This is a genomic window from Rurimicrobium arvi, from assembly GCF_039540495.1.
In the GTDB taxonomy this organism is placed as follows: domain Bacteria; phylum Bacteroidota; class Bacteroidia; order Chitinophagales; family Chitinophagaceae; genus Rurimicrobium; species Rurimicrobium arvi.
Genome location: NZ_BAABEZ010000002.1, coordinates 188,832 through 207,993 on the forward strand (window position 1 = coordinate 188,832; position 19,162 = coordinate 207,993).

Sequence of the window (19,162 nt, forward strand, 5' to 3'; positions counted from 1 at the left end):
TGGCTTATGATTCCCGGAAAAATTCTTGTAACTGGCGGTTGTGGCTATATAGGCGGCCACACGATAGTAGATCTGATCAACAATGGTTTTGACGTGATTTCCGTAGACGATCTGTCGCGCGGATCTTTACGTATGCTGGATGGTGTAGAACAGATACTGGGCCGGGAAATCAAAAATTATAAAGTAGACCTTACCAATCCTGATGATACCCAGGCTATTTTCATTGAGAATCCGGATATAGTGGGCATCATCCATTTTGCGGCGTACAAATCCGTGGGCGAGTCGGTTGGCGATCCGCTGTCTTATTACCGCAACAATATCAATTCGCTGGTGAACATTCTCCAGTGTGCCAACGATTACCAGGTACCCAATATCGTTTTCTCCTCCTCCTGTTCGGTATATGGCAATGCTGCCGAATTGCCGGTCAAGGAGACAACGCCCTTGCAACCGGCGGAGTCGCCTTATGCTTATACCAAGCAGGTAGGCGAAGTGATCTGCCGTGATTTTGCACGGGGTAAAAGCGGATTCGGTATCAGCCTGCTGCGTTACTTTAATCCCGTTGGTGCACACCCTTCCGCATTGATCGGTGAGCTTCAGGACAAGCCGGAAAACCTGGTTCCGATGATCACGCAGACTGCAATAGGCAAACGCAGCAGCATGAATGTATTCGGAAATGATTATGACACCCGTGACGGCTCCTGCGTAAGGGATTATATACATGTAATGGATATTGCAAACGCGCACACAAAATCGTTACAATACCTGATGGCCGGGAAGAACAGGGAGTCCGTGGAAGTGTTTAACCTGGGTTCCGGGGAGGGCGTTACCGTACTGGAACTGATCAGCGCTTTTGAACGTGTTTCCGGCCGCAAGCTGAATTTTCAGATCGGTCCGCGCCGCGCAGGTGATGTGGTAGCGGTATATGCCGACAATCAGAAGGCGCGTAAGCAGCTGGGCTGGTCTCCGGCTTACGGACTGGACCAGATGATGGAAACTGCCTGGAAATGGGAGCAGAAGCTCCAATTGGACGAGCAGATGCATCTCAACTAACGGACAATTATACAACAGAGAGCCCCGGTATTCGCGAATACCGGAGCTTTTTTGCGGGGAATAACCCGAAATAAAAAGCGACTGTGGGTTAGTACAGTCGCTTTTTGTTGAATGCTAAATCAATTTACTTTTTTTTAGCAGGCGCTGCTTTTTTGGGAGCCGCAGCTTTTTTAGCAGGAGCCGCTTTTTTAGCAGGTGCTGCTTTTTTGGGAGCTGCTGCTTTTTTAGCAGGAGCCGCTTTCTTAGCAGGCGCTGCTTTTTTAGCAGGAGCTGCTTTTTTAGCAGGCGCTGCTTTTTTAGCAGGAGCCGCTTTTTTAGCAGGAGCTGCTTTTTTAGCAGGAGCCGCTTTCTTTGCAGGAGCTGCTTTCTTTGCAGGAGCCGCTTTTTTAGCAGGAGCCGCTTTTTTAGCAGGAGCTGCTTTCTTTGTTGTTGCCATAACCGTTGGAATTTAATTGTGGGTTAATAAAAATTCTTATGGCAAAACTGCAGAGGTAAGTTACGCCTCAGCAGTTGCTGCGATTTCTTTTACAGAAACCAATGTTTTATTTCTTGTTTTGCGGAATTCAACAATACCGTCTGTAAGCGCAAAGATGGTAAAATCTTTACCCAGACCTACGTTGTTTCCCGGATGGTACACAGTACCACGCTGACGCACGATAATGTTTCCGGAAATTGCAGGCTGACCGCCGAAGATTTTCACTCCGAGGCGTTTGCTTTCAGAATCACGGTTATTCTTTACACTACCTTCACCTTTCTTATGTGCCATTTCTTATAACTCTTTTACTTTATTTAAAACAAATATAATAATCAGATTCGAAAAATTAAGCGATAGCGCTAATTTTTATTTTAGTCAGGTACTGACGATGACCGTTGGATTTCTGATATCCTTTTCGGCGTTTTTTCTTGAACACGATGACTTTGTCACCTTTCAGGTGTTCAACGATCTCAGCTTTAACAGATGCAGTTACAGATTTGCCAAAAGAAAACTTTCCGGCTTCGCCCGTCATAGACACCTCTTTAAACTCAACGGCATCGCCCACTTGGCCCGCCAATCTGTGCACGAACAACTCATCGTCTTTCTTAACTTTAAATTGTTGTCCTGCTATAGTAACTATTGCAAACATGATACTCCAAAATATTTTGCGCAAAAGTAATAGGTTTTTTCTTTTTATCAAAAAAGAATTTTTTCTATCCTTCTGCCGTGAACAATTATTTATTCATTGTGGCGAGGAATTCCTCGTTGGTTTTTGTGCCTTTCATCTGCTGCAGCAGGAAAGTCATAGCCTCTTCGGCGTTCATATCGGCAAGATGTTTGCGCAATATCCATACTTTACCGTGTACCTCTTTGTCGAACAGCAGGTCGTCGCGGCGCGTGGAAGAAGAAACCAGGTCGATGGCGGGGTACACCCTGCGGTTTGCCAGCTTGCGATCCAGCTGCAGCTCCATATTGCCCGTTCCTTTAAATTCTTCGAAGATCACCTCGTCCATTTTTGAGCCCGTATCAATCAGCGCTGTGGCTAGAATGGTCAGTGAGCCGCCATTTTCTATTTTGCGCGCAGCACCGAAGAATTGTTTCGGTTTCTGCATCGCATTCGCTTCCACACCACCGCTTAATACTTTACCGCTGGAAGGTGCCACGGTATTGTGCGCACGTGCCAGACGGGTGATAGAATCAAGCAGGATAATCACGTCATGACCCACTTCCACCAGGCGTTTTGCTTTCTGCAACGCGATGGTGGCCACTTTTACGTGTTTATCAGCCGGTTCGTCGAAGGTGGAGGCAATTACTTCCGCCCTTACGCTACGCTGCATATCGGTCACCTCTTCCGGGCGCTCATCAATGAGCACGACCATCAGATAGCATTCCGGATGGTTGGCGGCAATGGCATTCGCAATCTCTTTCAGGAGCATGGTCTTACCCGTTTTAGGTTGCGCCACGATAAGTCCGCGCTGCCCCTTACCGATAGGAGTAAACAGGTCTACGATACGTGTGCTGTAGCTGTTTGCCGATCCGGTAAGCGTGAGTTTTTCATAAGGGAAAAGCGGGGTAAGGTAGTCGAAAGGTACGCGGTCGCGGATCTCATCAGGCAGGCGTCCGTTGATCGTATCCACTTTTACCAGTGCAAAGTATTTTTCTCCTTCTTTAGGTGCACGCACGGTTCCTTTAACGGTATCACCCGTTTTGAGTCCGAAAAGTTTCACCTGCGAAGGCGATACATAAATATCATCAGGCGAGTTGAGGTAATTGTAGTCGCTGCTGCGCAGGAAGCCGTAGCCGTCAGGCATCATTTCCAATACGCCTTCGCTTTGTACAATGCCGTCGAACTCCACATTGTAATTACCGTATTGCTGCTCGCGCTGCTTGCGGTTGTTGTGATGATTGTTCTGATTGTTGTTTTGCTGTTGTTGCGGACGTTCAGTCGTTTCGCCCGTTTCGGCAGCTTCAGTTTCAGTTGCGGGAGCAGCGGACTCTGTTGGTTGTTGATTACGTTGCTGCTGATGCTCGCGGTTGTTGTTCTGACGGTTTTTACCGTGTTCACCTCTTTCCTGACGGCGCGGTGCCTGTGCCGGGGCAGGAGCTTCCTGCGCTACGGGCTCAGCTGGCGTTGCTTCAGCTGCAATTACTGCTTCCGGCATTGCAGGAACTGCCGTTTCTTCGGGAGTGCTGACAGGTGCTTTTGCACCGTTGCGCTCAATTCTCGGACGGCGTGGTCTTTTCCCGTTTTTGTCATCTGCTGCTTCTGCCGCTTCGGATTGTGCGTCAGCTTCATGGACCTCAACCGCTACTGTGTCCTGAGTTTGGGATGCAGTAGCCGGGGTTTCCAATGCGGCTGCCTCAGTGTCTGCGTTACGGGTTTTTCTCGTCCGGCGCTTTTTTTCAGTGCCTTCGCCCGCGTCTGCCTGTTCAGCAGGAGCGCTGCCTCCCTGATGCTCAAGGATGGCATTGATCAGTGATTGTTTGTCTGACACTGCGGCCATAGGAATATGGAGGCGCTGCATCATGTCTATCAGCTCGGGAACGAGCATTTCTTTCAATTGAGATTTGTCAAAGGGCATGAAAGTATGTCTAGAAAAATTTTAAAGTAGCCCGGTAAAGAGTGTGTACCGGAAGCGCGTAATATGCGTTAAAAAGGGGGAATTGAAGACGGCGGTATTGCCGTATTATTCATTACCGGAAAAATGCTTGTCTTTCCGATGCAAGGATACGACCTTTTTTTTATTTCCAAAAAAAATATTGGTGGGTGTGGAACAATTGCGCTGAAGTCGGGATAAGCAAATGCGATAGCGGGTTTGAGCTAATATTAATATTTTTGCGGCATGATTATCGAAGAAATCCAGAAAAAGCTTCCCGCAGATTTTGCATCCGGATCCAGGGTTTGGGTGTACCAGAGCAGCAGGGCTTTTATTGAAAAAGAAGAGCGGGAAATAAACGAACAATTATACCAGTTTTATGCGCAGTGGACAGCTCATGGCGCGCCTGTTAAAGGCTGGGCGCAATTGCTGTTCCGCCAGTTTATCGTCGTAATGGCTGATGAATCCGATGTAGCGGTGAGTGGATGCAGTACCGACAGCTCTGTGCGTATCGTCAAAAGTATTGAACGGCAATATGATGTGAATATGTTCGATCGGCTGAGCATTACCTTCCTGCGTAAAGGCAAGGCAGAAATGCTGCCGTTCAACCAGATCCAGTATGCGATCGATCGTGGTTTTATCGACGGAGACACACATATCTTCAATAATGTGGTGTATACCAAGCAGGATCTGCTGGAAAACTGGCTGGTACCCCTGCGGCGAAGCTGGCTTGCCCAGAAGATCGCTTTACCGTCCGACACGCATTTGTCCAACTAGGATCAGATACATCTTGCATCTTAGCAATTTATTTTCTTATCTTAGCCAACTGAAAAAAATCTGTAAATGCAAACTCGTCAATTTTTATTCGCTACCGTTGCTGCTGTGGGTATTATTGCTGGCTTTTCTTCCTGCCGCAAAACAATAGAGTTGGGTAACAAACCGAATCTTGAATTCGTTTCCGGAACCGACCTGATTTCCACTGATTCCACGCTGGTAATGGATAAAAAGTATCAGATTGAGATCCATGCAACCAACGCAGAGAATCAGACTCCCAATACGTATTTCGAGATTACCCGCACGTATTCCGGTGGAGGAGATACCACTGTTTATTATGAAGACCTCGTTGGAGACAAGCAGACAGATTACTATTACACGCATGCATTTACCACGCTGAAAAGAGGCGGTACCGAGCGTTATACTTTCACTGTAAAGAATAATTATGGTATCGTAAACCAGAAGGTGCTGGTAATGACGGTAAAATAGGGCTTCGGCTTTTAAGAAAACTTTTGGAACAACGGGTGTCGTCTGTACGGTGTAAAACACTGTATACAGCGGCGTTTCCTCGTATATTTGCATTATTGTAAAAATAATTTTCAGCGTATTTGCAATGCGTTTCTCTTTCATCAAATTGCTGCTTCCGATACTGATCGGAGGTATCACTCACACAGCCTTTGCGCAAACAGATGTGGCTAATATGCGCAACAGTCAGATGTCATTTACCCGCGTGGCCCAGGCCTATGCCAAGTATAATGATTCGCTGCGCGTGTTATTCCAGAAAAGCGGGTTAAGCTATCCGCCCAAAGATCTGTACATACGTGATTTTAAATCGCAGAACGAAATGGAGCTATGGGCACGCGAAAAGCCTTCTGACCCCTATAAGCTCGTAAAGTTGTATCGTATCTGCGCATTGTCCGGTATTCTCGGCCCTAAACGTTATGAAGGCGACCGGCAGGTGCCGGAGGGCTCGTACTTTATTGAAGACTTTAATCCGCAAAGCGACTTCTTCCTGTCTATGCTGCTGAACTACCCGAACTATTCGGATGTGATTCTTGGCGATAAAAAGAAACCGGGCGGCGACATTTATATCCACGGAGGTTGCGTAACTGTAGGTTGCGTACCGCTTACCAATGAGGTGATTTCAGAATTGTATGTTGCCTGTCTGAATGCAAAAATGAACGGCCAGAATTATATTCCTGTAAGTATTTATCCCACGCGTTTCAATAAGCGCGGGCTGGATTTCCTGGGTAAAGCTTATCAGGCAGATCAGGATAAACAGAAATTCTGGGTGAACCTGAAATCCGGATACGATTATTTTGAAGAGCACAGGAAATTGTTGCCAGTCATGTACACTCCCGAAGGAAAATATGTTTTCTAGAAGGAAACAATAACTAAATTAACACTAAACACATAATGGAAATTACAGAAAAAGTACACTGTCTGATCGTCGGATCAGGTCCGGCAGGATACACTGCTGCTATTTACGCGTCCAGAGCCGGATTGAAACCGGTTATGTACCAGGGCCTGCAGCCGGGCGGTCAGCTGACGATCACTACGGATGTGGAGAATTTTCCCGGGTATCCGGAAGGCGTGATGGGGCCGCAGATGATGAAAGACTTTGAAGCGCAGGCGCAGAGAATGGGAACAGATATCCGTTGGGGTATGATCACAAAAATAGATTTCAGCGAGCGTCCTTTTAAAGTGGAAGTAGACGAAGAAAAATGGATTGAGGCAGATTCAGTGATCATCGCAACCGGTGCTTCGGCAAAATGGCTGGGACTGGAAAGCGAGCAACGTCTGAACGGATACGGAGTGTCTGCCTGTGCGGTCTGCGACGGCTTTTTCTTCAAAGGTAAAGAGGTGGCGATCGTTGGAGCCGGTGATACTGCAGCTGAAGAGGCGCTGTATCTTTCCAAACTTTGCACAAAAGTGCATATGCTTGTCCGCCGCGATGAAATGCGCGCGAGTAAAGTAATGCAGCAACGTGTGCTGAGCACTCCTAATATCCAGGTTTACTGGAATACGGAGACCGTGGAAGTACTCGGTGAAAAGCGCGTGGAAGGTATGCGTGTACGCAATGTGCAAACAGGAGAACAACAGGATATTCCGCTGAGCGCGTTTTTCGTGGCGATCGGCCATACGCCGAACTCCGGTATTTTCAAAGGAGTGATTGATATGGACGAAGAAGGATACATCAATACGATTCCGGGTACTTCCCGCACCAACGTTGAAGGCGTTTTTGCCTGTGGCGATGTGCAGGATAAGACGTATCGTCAGGCGGTGACAGCGGCTGGAAGCGGTTGTATCGCTGCGCTGGACGCAGAGCGTTACCTGGGAGTCCTGGCCTTTGAACAAGCTACTGCATGATTGCAATAGACAATGTACTGCTGAGCGATGATGTGATCAGCGCCCAGTTCGTCTGCGACCTCGAAAAGTGCAAAGGAGGCTGCTGTGTGGACGGAGACTGCGGCGCGCCCATTACTGAAGCTGAAGCGCAAAAGATCACCGAGATATTCCCGGTCGTAAAAAAATATCTGCCCGAGGCATATGTGCTTGAGGTGGAACGGCAGGGTTTTTACGTTACCGATGACGAGCACGGAATGGTTACCCCTACGGTTAACGGGGGTATTTGCGTATATGGCTTTACAGATGAGCTTGGAGTGGTGAAATGCGGCATTGAGCAGGCCTACAGGAATGGCGAGGTCGATTTTAAGAAGCCGATATCCTGCCATTTGTTCCCGTTACGCATTGATGAAGCTGCCGGTTATGAAATGGTGAATTACGAACCACGCAAATCATTATGCAGACCGGCATGTAAGCTGGGCAAAAAGCTGCAGGTGCCTGTGTACCAGTTTTTAAAAGAACCGATTGTCCGTAAATACGGACCTGAATTTTACGAAGCGCTGGATGCTCTGGCACGCCATAAAGCTGAAGAATAGGATCGGCCGGATATAAAAAAGGAAGGCGGAACATTTGTTCCGCCTTCTTTTTTTGTCTTATCAGTATGGTTTAGTTCTCAGAATTGCTCTTGTTGAAATCTTCGAAACTGTCGAAATCGAAGTTCAGGGAGAAACGCAATGTATTGCTCAGCGGGTTACGGTTGGTACCGTTACCGGAAGGAACAAGGTAAGCTACGTTCAGATTGAACATAGTGTAACGAACACCCAATCCGCAGGTGAAGTATTTACGGTTACCATTGTTCTTGTCTTCGTAATAATATCCTGCGCGTACGGCAAACTGATCCTGATACCAGTATTCAGCACCGAGTGACGCATTCAGACGCTTCAGTCCCGCAGGATCTCCGAAAGACGAGAAAACACCGCTCACTACCGATTTGTCAGGATATTCATAATAAGTGTTGCCACTTCCGTCTGTTTTGGCTTCCGGAGCGGGAACCATCAGTTTGTTTACATCAAGTGCGACGGTAATCTTGTTATACACATCCGCTTTGTATGTGTAAGCAGCTCCGATACCGAGGTTGGTAGGGATAAAATCACGACGTGTGGAAGTGTAGGAAATACGGCTGCCCAGATTGGTCAGTGTAGCGCCTGCATTGAATGTTGATGCTCTGTCTTCAGAAAGCTCTGTAGTGCGGGAATAGAACACACCTACATCACCAGCTACCGCATTACCCGGTTTAATCGCAACACCGCTCACACTCTGGCCGGTAGCCAGTGCAGAGTGAATATAACGCAAGCCGACACCTGCAGATAAATAAGGAGACAGTCGGCGGGAGTATCCGAGATCCAGTGAATATTCACGTGGCATACCGGTACCCGTAGGGTTACCCAAACCGTCTGTGTAATTGATATTTCCGAGAGAGAAATAACGCAGCGAACCGCTGATTGCCTGGTTGCCGTCTTTTCCGAAACGTGCAAACCCTGACAGGTAACCGAGGAAGATATCAGGAACGAGGTCTTTTAACCAGGGAGTGTAGTTTACGGAGATGCCGTATTTTTTCTTTGCAAACGGAATCTTTCCGAGATTCCAGTATTGAGCATTTGCATCAGGAGAAATCGCGATACCCACATCGCCCATAGCGCCCGAACGGGCATCAGGAGAAATACGTAAGAAAGGAACAGCAGTGGTGATCGCTATATTCTGACCGTTGATCTGGTTCTGCGCCTGTGCGTGTTGGCTGCTGAGGCCCGCGGCAACAGCGCTGAGTGCAATGCATGCTTTACGAAAATTCATCTTGAGTAATTCAGTTTTGTTTTTGTTTAGTCTGAAAATGTGAGCAAAATTAAAGAAATTCATTAAGAAAATCTTTTTTCTGTTTAACGAATCAATACAACCTTTTGGTATCCCATATCCTCAATATTTTTGGAAGTGGCGATTTTGATACGGCACATATACACGCCGCTGTTCAGTTTTTCACCGCCGTTGCCTGTTCCATCCCAAACAATATCAGCTGAATTGCTACCTGTGGGAGTGAAGGTCTGGCTCAGTGTACGCACCAGGCTGCCGGCCATATCATATATATTTATTGTAGCGGTAAGTTCTTCATTCGGATGGTTATGTTCGAAAACAAATTTTGTTGTTTCGCGGAAAGGATTCGGATAGCTGTATATATTTCTGATTTTTACAATGGAACCATTGGCTACTTCGAATACCACGATGCCTGATCCGGAATTGTTGAATACATCCCAGGCGGTGATCTTCAGAGAGTGCATACCGTCAGAAAGTCCGCTGATCGGGAAGCTCACATACCCTCTTTTGTAAGTGTTGGGTGCCGTCTCATAGTAATCATTCAGTACATAAGGTGTTTCCTCATTGTTGTCCAGGATGGCGCTAAGGTCGTGACCCACATAGTTGCCGGACACATTGATGCCGCTTTCATCTGTGATAATGGCGTAAAGGATCGAATTGGTTCCTGTAAGGCCGCCATTTTTAAACAGCGAATCGTTCATGAAAGGACGGATCACCGGACTGTCTTCATCCAGCACATAATGTTCGGAAAAGCCACCAACCGCCATATTGGTGTCATTGCCTGCTGCATCGGTACTGCCATTTTCAGCATAATAACTGATTTTGCCCTTACCAAAATCGTAATTCACGTCTTTAGGGGCGATAAAATCGAAATTGAAGACACCGTTTGTAACAGTTGCCGTACCCTTGTAAATAATATTGTTCTGTGTAATGAACCTGCGGTATTCCGAACTGTTATCGGTTTTCACGGATACGATCTGGCGTTTGTCAAAAATAGTGACGTATGCTTTGCCATTAAAGTCACTCATTACGATATTGTTATCGTCGCGGACAGAGCCGAAGATGCGGTAATGGCCGAGCGAATTGATCGTGTCAGCTCTCACTGCAGTTCCTTCGATCACCTCCTGCGCAGAGTCTGTTTGCATATTGTAGCGTGGGAAATCCGGGAGTAAAGCAGGGTCTCCCAATAGTGCAAACTTGCGGGAATTGAAGGTATCGCCGGAAGCGATCACATAATTTTTCGAAATACGGAATGCGTCACCGAACGTATGCCAGATATTGCCTTCTTTCTGGAATTGCGTGCTGAGATAAGACTGATTAAATACCCTGTTGTAAGTTGCATATACAACCTGGGTGGTGGTGACAAGCGCAATAGCACCGCCGTCGGATTTCAACATGATCTTTTCACCGGACGATTGCAATGCGGGGTTGTCAAATCTGCTGAAGTCGCAGGTAGCGGTGATCATAATCGGCATTTTGCAGCTGTTGGTCCAGGCATTATAATCTGTCTGCGTAACAATCCTTTTGGACGACAGCGTGTAGATACTTCCGTGACCGCTGTAATTCATCAGGAAAGCACCCTTGTACATATTGTCGTTGATAATCTTGTTCGCATCCGGGCAGCGGAATCCTGCCGGGGTGGAAATGATGTCCAGGTTGTCGAGATACACCTTCTGCGCGTTGTAGATGTCACTGGAGTTAGTAACCGTTGTGTACATCGCATCGGCATCCAGAAGATGATCTCCGCCGCCGTCTTCTTTGTCGGCGACATAAATGTTATTCAGGCGCCACGGTCCCAGCGAGCAATTGCTTTTATAGCGGATGATCTTATCCACAACGGCAGATGCTTCTGCCGCGTTAGTCGCAGGAATACGTCCCACACCTATATCCATAAGCGGGAATCCTTCATGGATGTATTCGTTATCGTCCAGTAATGCATAGAAATCGTCGCTGCAATAGCCGGATGTAGCCGAGAGGGATTCCGGTGTTTCATAAGTAGGAACGAGTTTGGCGGTATTGGGGATAATGTCTTTATAATCAAATGATGCCTGGCCCATCAGTAACAGGTATTTAGGCAGCTGGCTTTCATCTGATCCGGCCCGTTTGTAAAACATACGTACAAAGTCGCGGATCGCGCTGATGTCTTTCGCACCGGAGCCGAACTCGTTATATACCTGGTCGGTGGTGACAACTGTTACAGACAAACCGCTGTTGTTCCTGTGGTATTCCGCCAGTTTATTTGCCGCATCGGTAAGATCGGGATGGCTCACGATGATATAGTCCGTCTGAGCCAGTCCGTGCAGGTTCTGATTGGCAACCGTTCCTACATAAGCAGGCGACATAAAGCCCGTACCGTAAGCGGCATATTCATGCAATATATCGGCATCATTGGTGAAGCTATATACAGAGCCGGAAAGATTTCCCTGCATTACCGACGGATGAAGCGGGTCTGTAACATCCCATACACGGGTATTCCCGTCTGCATTCTGGATGTTGAACTGCGCCACGGATCCCGGAGCTACACTGCGCCAGTCGCGGAATACAATCTGTCCGCCGGAATTGAGTTTCAGTGTGCGGCGTGTATTTACTTCCACATAGTCTATATAGCCCTTCGCACTGGAAACGTTTTTCTGGTAGTTGATATTGAAAGTGAGTGTGCCGGAGCTGGATTGAACCAGCATACCGGAGTTGAAAACACCGACCGCAGGATCGGTTCCATCTGAGCCGTCAATGCCGTAGATGCCGGTATGTGAGCCGATGTTAGTGCCATTCAGCGATACATAAAAAGCCGCGGCTCCCGATTTTCCCAACGCCGCACTCGCAAGACTGTAACGGTAGTAAACCGTATCGTTGATATTGTCGAGGTTGAAGACTATATTCTTTTCATTTGTACCGGTTCCGCTAAAATTCAGCATATCGCCCCACCATGTTTTTCCGAAAAGCCCTAGATTGTATTGTTCTTTTTCGTAGCTCGCGTATTCATTATAGGTGGAAACATTTGTAGTTGCGGGTTTTGTAGTTCCGGCAGCATCGGAAATCCGCAGTCCGGCTCCGTTGTCAAATGTGATGAAATAATAGCTGGCGTCGGCATACAGGTTTATAAGGTGGATAAAACCCTGATTGACGCTGTCTTTGAGCCAGGCTACGGGACCGTTCGCATAAAACAGGAAGTAATCTCCCGCGTTGAAAATGCCGTCGCCGCCATCATGCATTTCAATCGGATTTTCAACCAGGTCGTCCGGATGCGCAACCTTATTGGATTCCGGCAGCATAGTGCCTCCATTGCCGAATAAACGGATGTTTGTACTGTTAATGGAGCCGCCTTTGCCCAGTTTGGAACTGACAAAATCATAGTCCACTTTATAGACACCCCTTTCGGCAACTGCAATTTTTTGCCAGGATCCGGATGCCAATACCGAAGTGCTTGCAGTAGTAGTGCGCGCAGTAGGATTGGATGCGTCGGATATGCTGTTATTTGCTGTTGCTTCTTTTTCAATAACGGTAAGCGTATACGAGCTAAGTACCTCCCACTGGCCCGCGTCGTTTCTGCGGTAAGCAGGCACGCGCACCATCGCTACCGGATGTTTGCGTTCTATGCCCACATCCACGGCAACGCCTGCTTTCTGTATGAGTTCCGTTTTGGCTGTGTCTTCGAGCAACGTATACACCTTGTCTGTCACCTTTACTTCAGGAGTGCCGGACAGTGTCAGTTTTACGGGCTCGATGAAGAAACCGTTCAGTACAGCGTTGCCTGAAGTGCTTTTGGAAAAAGTATGGGCCTGCTGGGCGTGTGCCGCGAAAGAGGCGGGGAGCAGAGCAAGCAGTAATAAAGAATTTTTCATAAAAAATATTTAGGTGCAGGGAAATACAAAGTTACGATCCGCCACTCAACCTCAATCATATTCAGATTGTATGTGTGCATTGTTTTCGTCTACCTAAAACGCAGCTATTTGTTAAATATTATCTGCCGGTGAGGAGATGGAGCTTACCTGACAGATAGTATCGGCGGGCCGTTGGCAAACCTTAGCGATAATTTTTGAAAAATGTTGGGAAATAATTCAATACGCCGTACTTTTAGCGCAGCACACTTTCAAAACGCACGGTGTTTGTAAAAGTTTTTTTAAAAAAACGAGTTGTAAATACTTGACATTTTGAAAAAGATGCTCTACTATTGTAGGACTTTTATCAATAGTAGACTTTTTAGTAGTAAATATTTCTCTCAGAATTATGAAAAGAACACTCATTAGTATGAGCTTACTGTGCGTCGGAACAGCTACGCTCTTCTCCGCATGCTCTTCTAAAAACACGGGGACATCGGCCACTACCGGATGGAACTACAACGACCCGAAACTGGGTGGTTTTGATGTTCCGAACTACCCCGGTCAGCAAACAGGCCCCGGACTGGTATTTGTAGAGGGCGGACGCTTCACAATGGGGCAGACAGAGGATAACCTGAACGATGATCAGTCGAATTTCGCACGTACCGTTTCCGTTTCTTCTTTTTACATGGATGAGACAGAGGTTGCCAACGTAGACTATCGTGAATATACATACTGGATGGGTAGAGCATATGGTTCCGACTATCCGGAGCTGGTTGCCAAATCACTGCCTGATACCACTTGCTGGAGAAGAGCATTGTCTTACAACGAACCATTCGTGGATTATTATTTCCGCCACGCTGCGTATAACAAATATCCGGTTGTCGGTGTGAACTGGTACCAGGCAAACGACTATTGTGAATGGCGTACCGACCGCGTGAATGAATTGATCCTGATCAAATCCGGTAAACTGAAAAAGAACCCTAACCAGGTGAATGAAGACGTTTACAACGATAAAGCATACGTTTCCGGTCAATACGAAGGTCTTGCCGGTAACAACCGTAAAAAAGATTTCGACCCGAACGGATCCGGAAAGCGTGGTGTTAACTATTCCGACGGCTACTTTTTGCCAGCTTACCGCCTTCCGACAGAGGCTGAGTGGGAATACGCAGCTGTTGGTCTGAAAGGAAACAACCCTGAGCCTGCTACCAAACGTCGTCGTGGTGAAGAAGTTGTTACCAACAGAAATACTTATCCATGGGGTGATCCGAACACTACCCGTTACCTGATCCGTAACACTTATCAGGGTGAGTTCCTCGCTAACTACAAACGCGGTGCAGGTGACAACATGGGTATCGCCGGTGGTCTTAACGACAACGCAGACGTAACTGCTCCGGTTGGATCTTACCAGCCTAATGCTTTGGGTCTGTACAACATGGCAGGTAACGTTTCTGAGTGGGTTAAAGATACTTATCGCCCAAGCTCTCACCAGGATGTTGACGATTTCCGTCCGTTCCGTGGTAACGTTTATGAAACATACACACGCAACCCTGAAGACGGTTCTCTGCAAGAGAAAGATAGTCTGGGACGTCTGACACAGCGTGAACTGGATTCTACTGAACTCGCTCACGGTAACCTGTGGCGTGTGAAGAAAGCCGATATCCGCAACTACGGCGACGGTGACAGCATGAACGTTTACTTCTACGATTACGGAAAAACGTCTCTGGTTAATGATGATTCTAAAGTATACAAAGGTGCATCATGGGCCGACCGCGCTTATTGGCTGTCTCCCGGTACCCGCCGCTTCATGCAGGCTGATAAGGCAAGCTCTACAGTAGGTTTCCGTTGTGCAATGGATCGCCTGGGCAGCCCTGACGGCAAAAACAGTACCCGTGCCGGTAACTACTTCTCCGGTAAGAGAAAAAGAAAATAAAAATTCTGAGAAATAATAAAAAGCCCACCAATAATCTGGTGGGTTTTTTATTTTTACAAAAAGCACAAGCCTTGGAGATTAGTAATCTATACGCGCTCTATCAGCAATATCCATCGGTACAGACAGATACAAGGAAGATACAGAAGGGAGACATTTTCTTTGCCTTAAAAGGCCCGTCTTTCAACGGCAATTCCTTTGCGCATCAGGCGTTGCAGTCAGGCGCTTCTTTTGCTGTTATTGACGACCCGGAATTTAAGACGGACGAACGATGTATCCTGGTGGATGATGTGCTCCGCACCCTTCAGGCGCTCGCACAATATCATCGCAGGCAATTCAATATCCCGTTTATTGCGATCACCGGTTCAAACGGTAAAACCACTTCCAAAGAGCTCGTCACTGCAGTGCTGTCCCGGAAGTACAGGACATATGCTACTGAAGGAAACCTGAACAATCATATCGGTGTCCCACTGACTATTCTTAAAATCCGTAAAGATGCGGAGATGGCCGTTATCGAAATGGGAGCAAACCATCAACGCGAAATCGCTTCTTATTGCGAGATTGCATTACCCGATTACGCTATTATCAATAATTGCGGAAAGGCGCATCTGGAAGGCTTCGGAGGAATAGAAGGCGTGCGCAGGGGGAAGGGAGAACTGTATGATTTTATCCGTGCTAACGGCGGAACTATTTTTATCAACAGTGACCTTGATTATTTACAGGAAATGGCCGCAGGAATAGAGAATCGGGTAAGTTACGGGAGTACTAATGCCACATACACGGGCTCTGTTTCGGACGATTCGATAACCCTCCATTTACAGGCAAATGCTCCCGGATACACCATTGAAATAAAAAGTAATCTTGTCGGCGACTATAATTTCGCCAATCTCATGCTTGCGTTCGCTGTAGGCAATTACTTTGATGTGGGCCGGGCTGATATTAAAGCGGCCCTGGAAAACTATCATCCTGACAATAGCCGTTCGCAACTCGTGGAAAAGGGCACCAACCGGGTAATTCTGGATGCTTATAATGCTAATCCTACCAGTATGCGTGCCGCTATTGACAATTTCGCCGGCTTGGCCGGAAGCAATAAAATGTTATGGCTCGGGGCGATGAAGGAAATGGGCGATGCGGAAGCTGCAGAGCATCAGGATCTCGTGGAGTATATCGGTCGCTGGGACTGGAAGTCCGTTATTCTCGTTGGTAAGGAGTTCGAGCCGTTCAGGGGAAAATATCACTGGTTTCCTGATTCTGCTGAGGCAGCGGCTTTTGTATCCAGCGAAAAGCCGCAACATTCGTTGATTCTGATCAAAGGCAGCCGGGGCAGTAAAATGGAGCGTATCTATGAAGTTCTGTAATTGACCGGAACATCTGCCGGTTAAACAGAAGAGCCGTCTCACTGAGGCGGCTCTTCTGTTGGGGGAGTCTTAAAAACACCTAGTATGTGATCACCTGTTGTTCCAGGTTAGGCATTTCCCTGAATTCATATTGCTGATTGCGCAGTTGCGGTTCAAATCCGGCTTCGCGGATTGCATCCTGTATGCCATCTGCAGTAAAGCGATGCGGAGCTCCGGCAGCGCTCACCACATTTTCTTCGATCATGATGGAGCCGAAATCGTTTGCTCCGGCATGCAGGCACATCTGTGCTACCTGTTTCCCTACAGTAAGCCAGGATGCCTGAATGTTTTTCACGTTGGGCAACATGATTCTTGATAATGCGATCATGCGTATATATTCGTCTCCGCTGGTATTGTATTTTGTTTTGCGGATACGGGCCAGCAGGGTGTCCACGTCCTGGAAGGTCCATGGAATAAACGCCACAAAACCTTTGGCGTGTTCCGGCTTCAGAGACTGTACCTCCCGGAGTTTCACCAGGTGCTCAAAGCGTTCTTCGATCGTTTCCACATGCCCGAACATCATGGTTGCGGAAGTAGTGAGCCCGATCTGGTGTGCTTCTTTCATAATGTCGAGCCATTCCTGCGCTCCGCATTTCCCTTTTGAAATCAGGCGCCTTACGCGGTCATCCAGGATTTCTGCCCCGGGTCCGGGCATACTGTCCATGCCCGCTTCTTTCAGCCGGGTCAGTGCTTCGCGGTGCGAAATGCCGGATACTTTACAGATATGTGCCACTTCGGGAGGGCCCAGAGCATGAAGTTTGAGTTGCGGATACAGGACTTTGAGTTCGCGGAAAAGATCCGTATAATATTCGATTCCTAATTCAGGATGATGTCCACCCTGGAGCAGTAATTGTTCTCCTCCGTAACGGAAGGTCTCTTCTATTTTACGCTTGTAGGTCTCAATGTCTGTAATGTAAGATTCGGGATGACCGGGAATACGGTAAAAATTGCAGAATTTGCAGTTGGCCACACAAACATTGGTAGTGTTCATGTTCCGGTCGATGATCCATGTAACCTTTCCGTGGGGTACCTGTTTTTTTCTCAGTTCATTGCCCACATACATCAGTTCGGTAAGCGGGGCGTGCTCATACAGGAATACTCCTTCTGCAACACTTAAAAATTCGAAGTTCAGTGCCTTCGCGTACAATTCGCTTAATTGCATACTCAAAAGTACTTATTTCGTTCCATTTCAACGGTGTATTTTGTCGTGATGCGGGTATAAGTTCAGGTAATAAAATACCCTGTACGAAACCGTACAGGGTATTGGTATCTTATTGAAAGGGCGATTATTTACCTGTTTTACCGGCAGGTTTCGCCATTACGTCTTTCAGTTGTTTCACCAGGCCATCGTTGGGGTCCAGAGCGGTGATCTTGTCCATGTATACTTTGGTTTCCGCTTTATTTCCTGTATTGTAGTTATAGAGGGCGATATACTGGTATGCTTTGATCAGGTCAGGACTTTTCTTCGTGTAATTTTCTGAATCCGGGATTTTCAACCAATCGTTGAAGTAAGGCAGCGCCGCGCCGGTTTTAGCTTCCGGGTCAATTGCTGCAGCTACCCGTCCCTGCCAGTAAACCGCGGAAGGTTGTTCGGGATATTTAGCGTGCATAGCCGCGTATGCTTTACCCGCTTCTTCGTATTCTTTACCGTAATACTTGTACAAGCCCCAGTTGAAGTAATCCATTACTTTGGTGTCTGGTTTTTCGGCAACTATTTTGCCAAACCATTCGCCTGCTTTACCATAAGCTTTCAGTTCCACGAACCCTTCGGCAATGCTGCGGTAGGTTTCCGATTTGTCTTTAGAGGTATCGGCTGCAACGGCTTTATTGAAATAAGTGTCGGCTTCATCAGGTTTGCCTGTCTGCGCCAGAATTTTTCCATAGTACATGTAATCGGAAGGCAGAACTTTTTTCGGATCCTGTTTTGCAAAGAACTTATCCATGTTGATCAGCGCGTTTGCGTAATCTTTTGTTTCCGCCTGACTGTATCCGATAACGCGGTACATGTATGGCTTTTCTGCTCCTTCTGAGATCAGTTGCTGCATTTCAGCGATCGCATCAGGATAATATTTGGCCAGATACAGGAGATTGGCATGCTGGATTTTATCTTCAGTCGACTTATCTGAGTATTTCAGGTATTCATCGCTGTTTTGTTTGGCCAGTTCGTATTTGCCTACATAGAAGTATGCATTTGCCAGGTCGCGGTAAGGCAGCGGATTGGTTGGGTCGGCTTCCTTGGCGCGGGCATAGTTAACAAGCGCGCTGTCATATTTACGGGCTGCATACCACAGTTTTCCGATACGGCTGTACGCAAGAGAGTTTTTAGGGTCTTTGGCAATTACGTCTTCATAAGAACTCATTGCTTTACCGGCACCGTTATCCAATTGCTGCGATGCATCTGCAAATGCGATACGCAGGCTCGCATTATTCGGATCTTTTTCAAGCAATTTGGTGTACAGATCAACTGCCATAGCCGGAGAACCGCCGTCAGAAGCAAGGGCGTCTGCAGCGAAGCGTTGTGGTTCCGTATCTTTTTTCTTTGCTTTAGCAGCAGCCTGAAGGGCTTTTGTGGTTCCTTCGGTATTCTTACCCTGGGCAAAATCAAGACGTGCCAATCCGGCGATATTCGCCGCATCTTCCGGGAATTTCATAAAGGTGGCACGGGCAGCTGCGGTATCTTCATTTCCGAGTTGCGCCAGGCCGAGGTAATAATTGGCACGCGCGTTACCGGCAGCCATAGGTTGCAGAATTTTCTGAGCACTTTCGTATCTCTCGTAATTCAGCATTTTGATTCCTTCCTCCATTGATTGGGCATTTGCACCAACGGCAAGACCCATGAAGGCAATCGCAAGCATTGTTTTTTTGTTGTTCATTACAGTTAAGATTAACGTATAGTTTTTAGCATTCCG

16 protein-coding genes are annotated in these 19,162 nt (G+C 47.3%); 9 read left to right on the forward strand and 7 right to left on the reverse strand.

Features of this window, described 5'->3' with window-relative positions:
- Positions 1-6 precede the first annotated feature (6 nt).
- Both galE and ABD846_RS02430 read left to right on the forward strand, forming a co-directional pair.
- On the forward strand, positions 7-1,050 hold the full coding sequence (gene galE, locus ABD846_RS02425) for a UDP-glucose 4-epimerase GalE (RefSeq protein WP_344822290.1): 1,044 nt from the start codon (positions 7-9) through the stop codon (positions 1,048-1,050).
- Positions 1,051-1,154: 104 nt separating this feature from the next.
- Complete coding sequence (locus ABD846_RS02430; RefSeq protein ID WP_344822292.1) at positions 1,155-1,502, forward strand: hypothetical protein; 348 nt, start codon at positions 1,155-1,157, stop codon at positions 1,500-1,502.
- Positions 1,503-1,546: 44 nt separating this feature from the next.
- On the opposite strand, the gene rpmA is transcribed toward ABD846_RS02430, so the two are convergent.
- The 3 genes from rpmA to rho all read right to left on the reverse strand — a co-directional run bounded on the left by rpmA (position 1,547) and on the right by rho (position 4,107).
- On the reverse strand, positions 1,547-1,816 hold the full coding sequence (gene rpmA, locus ABD846_RS02435; RefSeq protein ID WP_344822294.1) for a 50S ribosomal protein L27: 270 nt from the start codon (positions 1,814-1,816) through the stop codon (positions 1,547-1,549).
- 55 nt (positions 1,817-1,871) lie between these two features.
- Positions 1,872-2,174 carry a 50S ribosomal protein L21 gene (gene rplU, locus ABD846_RS02440; RefSeq protein WP_344822296.1) on the reverse strand — a complete coding sequence of 101 codons (303 nt, stop codon included), beginning with the start codon at positions 2,172-2,174 and terminating at the stop codon, positions 1,872-1,874.
- Between the two features lie 85 nt (positions 2,175-2,259).
- Positions 2,260-4,107 (reverse strand): transcription termination factor Rho, encoded by a 1,848-nt coding sequence (gene rho / locus ABD846_RS02445; RefSeq protein ID WP_344822298.1) that lies wholly within the window; start codon positions 4,105-4,107, stop codon positions 2,260-2,262.
- Between the two features lie 261 nt (positions 4,108-4,368).
- On the opposite strand from rho, the gene ABD846_RS02450 reads away from it, so the two are divergent.
- The 5 genes from ABD846_RS02450 to ABD846_RS02470 all read left to right on the forward strand — a co-directional run bounded on the left by ABD846_RS02450 (position 4,369) and on the right by ABD846_RS02470 (position 7,838).
- Positions 4,369-4,899 (forward strand): hypothetical protein, encoded by a 531-nt coding sequence (locus ABD846_RS02450; RefSeq protein ID WP_344822300.1) that lies wholly within the window; start codon positions 4,369-4,371, stop codon positions 4,897-4,899.
- 66 nt (positions 4,900-4,965) lie between these two features.
- A complete protein-coding gene (locus ABD846_RS02455; protein WP_344822302.1) occupies positions 4,966-5,385 on the forward strand; it encodes a hypothetical protein in 420 nt (139 codons plus the stop codon).
- Between the two features lie 124 nt (positions 5,386-5,509).
- Positions 5,510-6,277 (forward strand): L,D-transpeptidase family protein, encoded by a 768-nt coding sequence (locus ABD846_RS02460; RefSeq protein WP_344822304.1) that lies wholly within the window; start codon positions 5,510-5,512, stop codon positions 6,275-6,277.
- A 35-nt stretch (positions 6,278-6,312) separates the two neighbouring features.
- A complete protein-coding gene (trxB, locus tag ABD846_RS02465; protein ID WP_344822306.1) occupies positions 6,313-7,266 on the forward strand; it encodes a thioredoxin-disulfide reductase in 954 nt (317 codons plus the stop codon).
- Positions 7,263-7,838, forward strand: coding sequence for a DUF3109 family protein (locus ABD846_RS02470; RefSeq protein ID WP_344822308.1), 576 nt, complete (start codon positions 7,263-7,265; stop codon positions 7,836-7,838). Before trxB ends, ABD846_RS02470 begins: the two co-directional genes overlap by 4 nt.
- 70 nt (positions 7,839-7,908) lie before the next feature.
- On the opposite strand, the gene porV is transcribed toward ABD846_RS02470, so the two are convergent.
- Together porV and porU are read right to left on the reverse strand one after the other, a co-directional pair.
- Complete coding sequence (gene porV / locus ABD846_RS02475; protein ID WP_344822310.1) at positions 7,909-9,093, reverse strand: type IX secretion system outer membrane channel protein PorV; 1,185 nt, start codon at positions 9,091-9,093, stop codon at positions 7,909-7,911.
- Positions 9,094-9,176: 83 nt separating this feature from the next.
- Positions 9,177-12,950, reverse strand: a complete 3,774-nt coding sequence (gene porU, locus ABD846_RS02480) for a type IX secretion system sortase PorU (protein WP_344822312.1) — start codon at positions 12,948-12,950, stop codon at positions 9,177-9,179.
- A 385-nt stretch (positions 12,951-13,335) separates the two neighbouring features.
- On the opposite strand from porU, the gene ABD846_RS02485 reads away from it, so the two are divergent.
- Both ABD846_RS02485 and ABD846_RS02490 read left to right on the forward strand, forming a co-directional pair.
- Positions 13,336-14,859 carry an SUMF1/EgtB/PvdO family nonheme iron enzyme gene (locus tag ABD846_RS02485; RefSeq protein ID WP_344822314.1) on the forward strand — a complete coding sequence of 508 codons (1,524 nt, stop codon included), beginning with the start codon at positions 13,336-13,338 and terminating at the stop codon, positions 14,857-14,859.
- A gap of 71 nt (positions 14,860-14,930) precedes the next feature.
- On the forward strand, positions 14,931-16,214 hold the full coding sequence (locus ABD846_RS02490; protein ID WP_344822316.1) for a UDP-N-acetylmuramoyl-tripeptide--D-alanyl-D-alanine ligase: 1,284 nt from the start codon (positions 14,931-14,933) through the stop codon (positions 16,212-16,214).
- A gap of 79 nt (positions 16,215-16,293) precedes the next feature.
- Here the strand turns inward: ABD846_RS02490 and mqnC are convergent, their stop codons facing one another.
- Both mqnC and ABD846_RS02500 read right to left on the reverse strand, forming a co-directional pair.
- Positions 16,294-17,415, reverse strand: a complete 1,122-nt coding sequence (gene mqnC, locus ABD846_RS02495; protein ID WP_344822318.1) for a cyclic dehypoxanthinyl futalosine synthase — start codon at positions 17,413-17,415, stop codon at positions 16,294-16,296.
- Between the two features lie 124 nt (positions 17,416-17,539).
- The gene (locus tag ABD846_RS02500; RefSeq protein WP_344822320.1) at positions 17,540-19,126 is read right to left on the reverse strand and encodes a tetratricopeptide repeat protein; all 1,587 of its coding nucleotides are present in this window, start codon (positions 19,124-19,126) and stop codon (positions 17,540-17,542) included.
- Between the last annotated feature and the right edge of the window lie 36 nt (positions 19,127-19,162).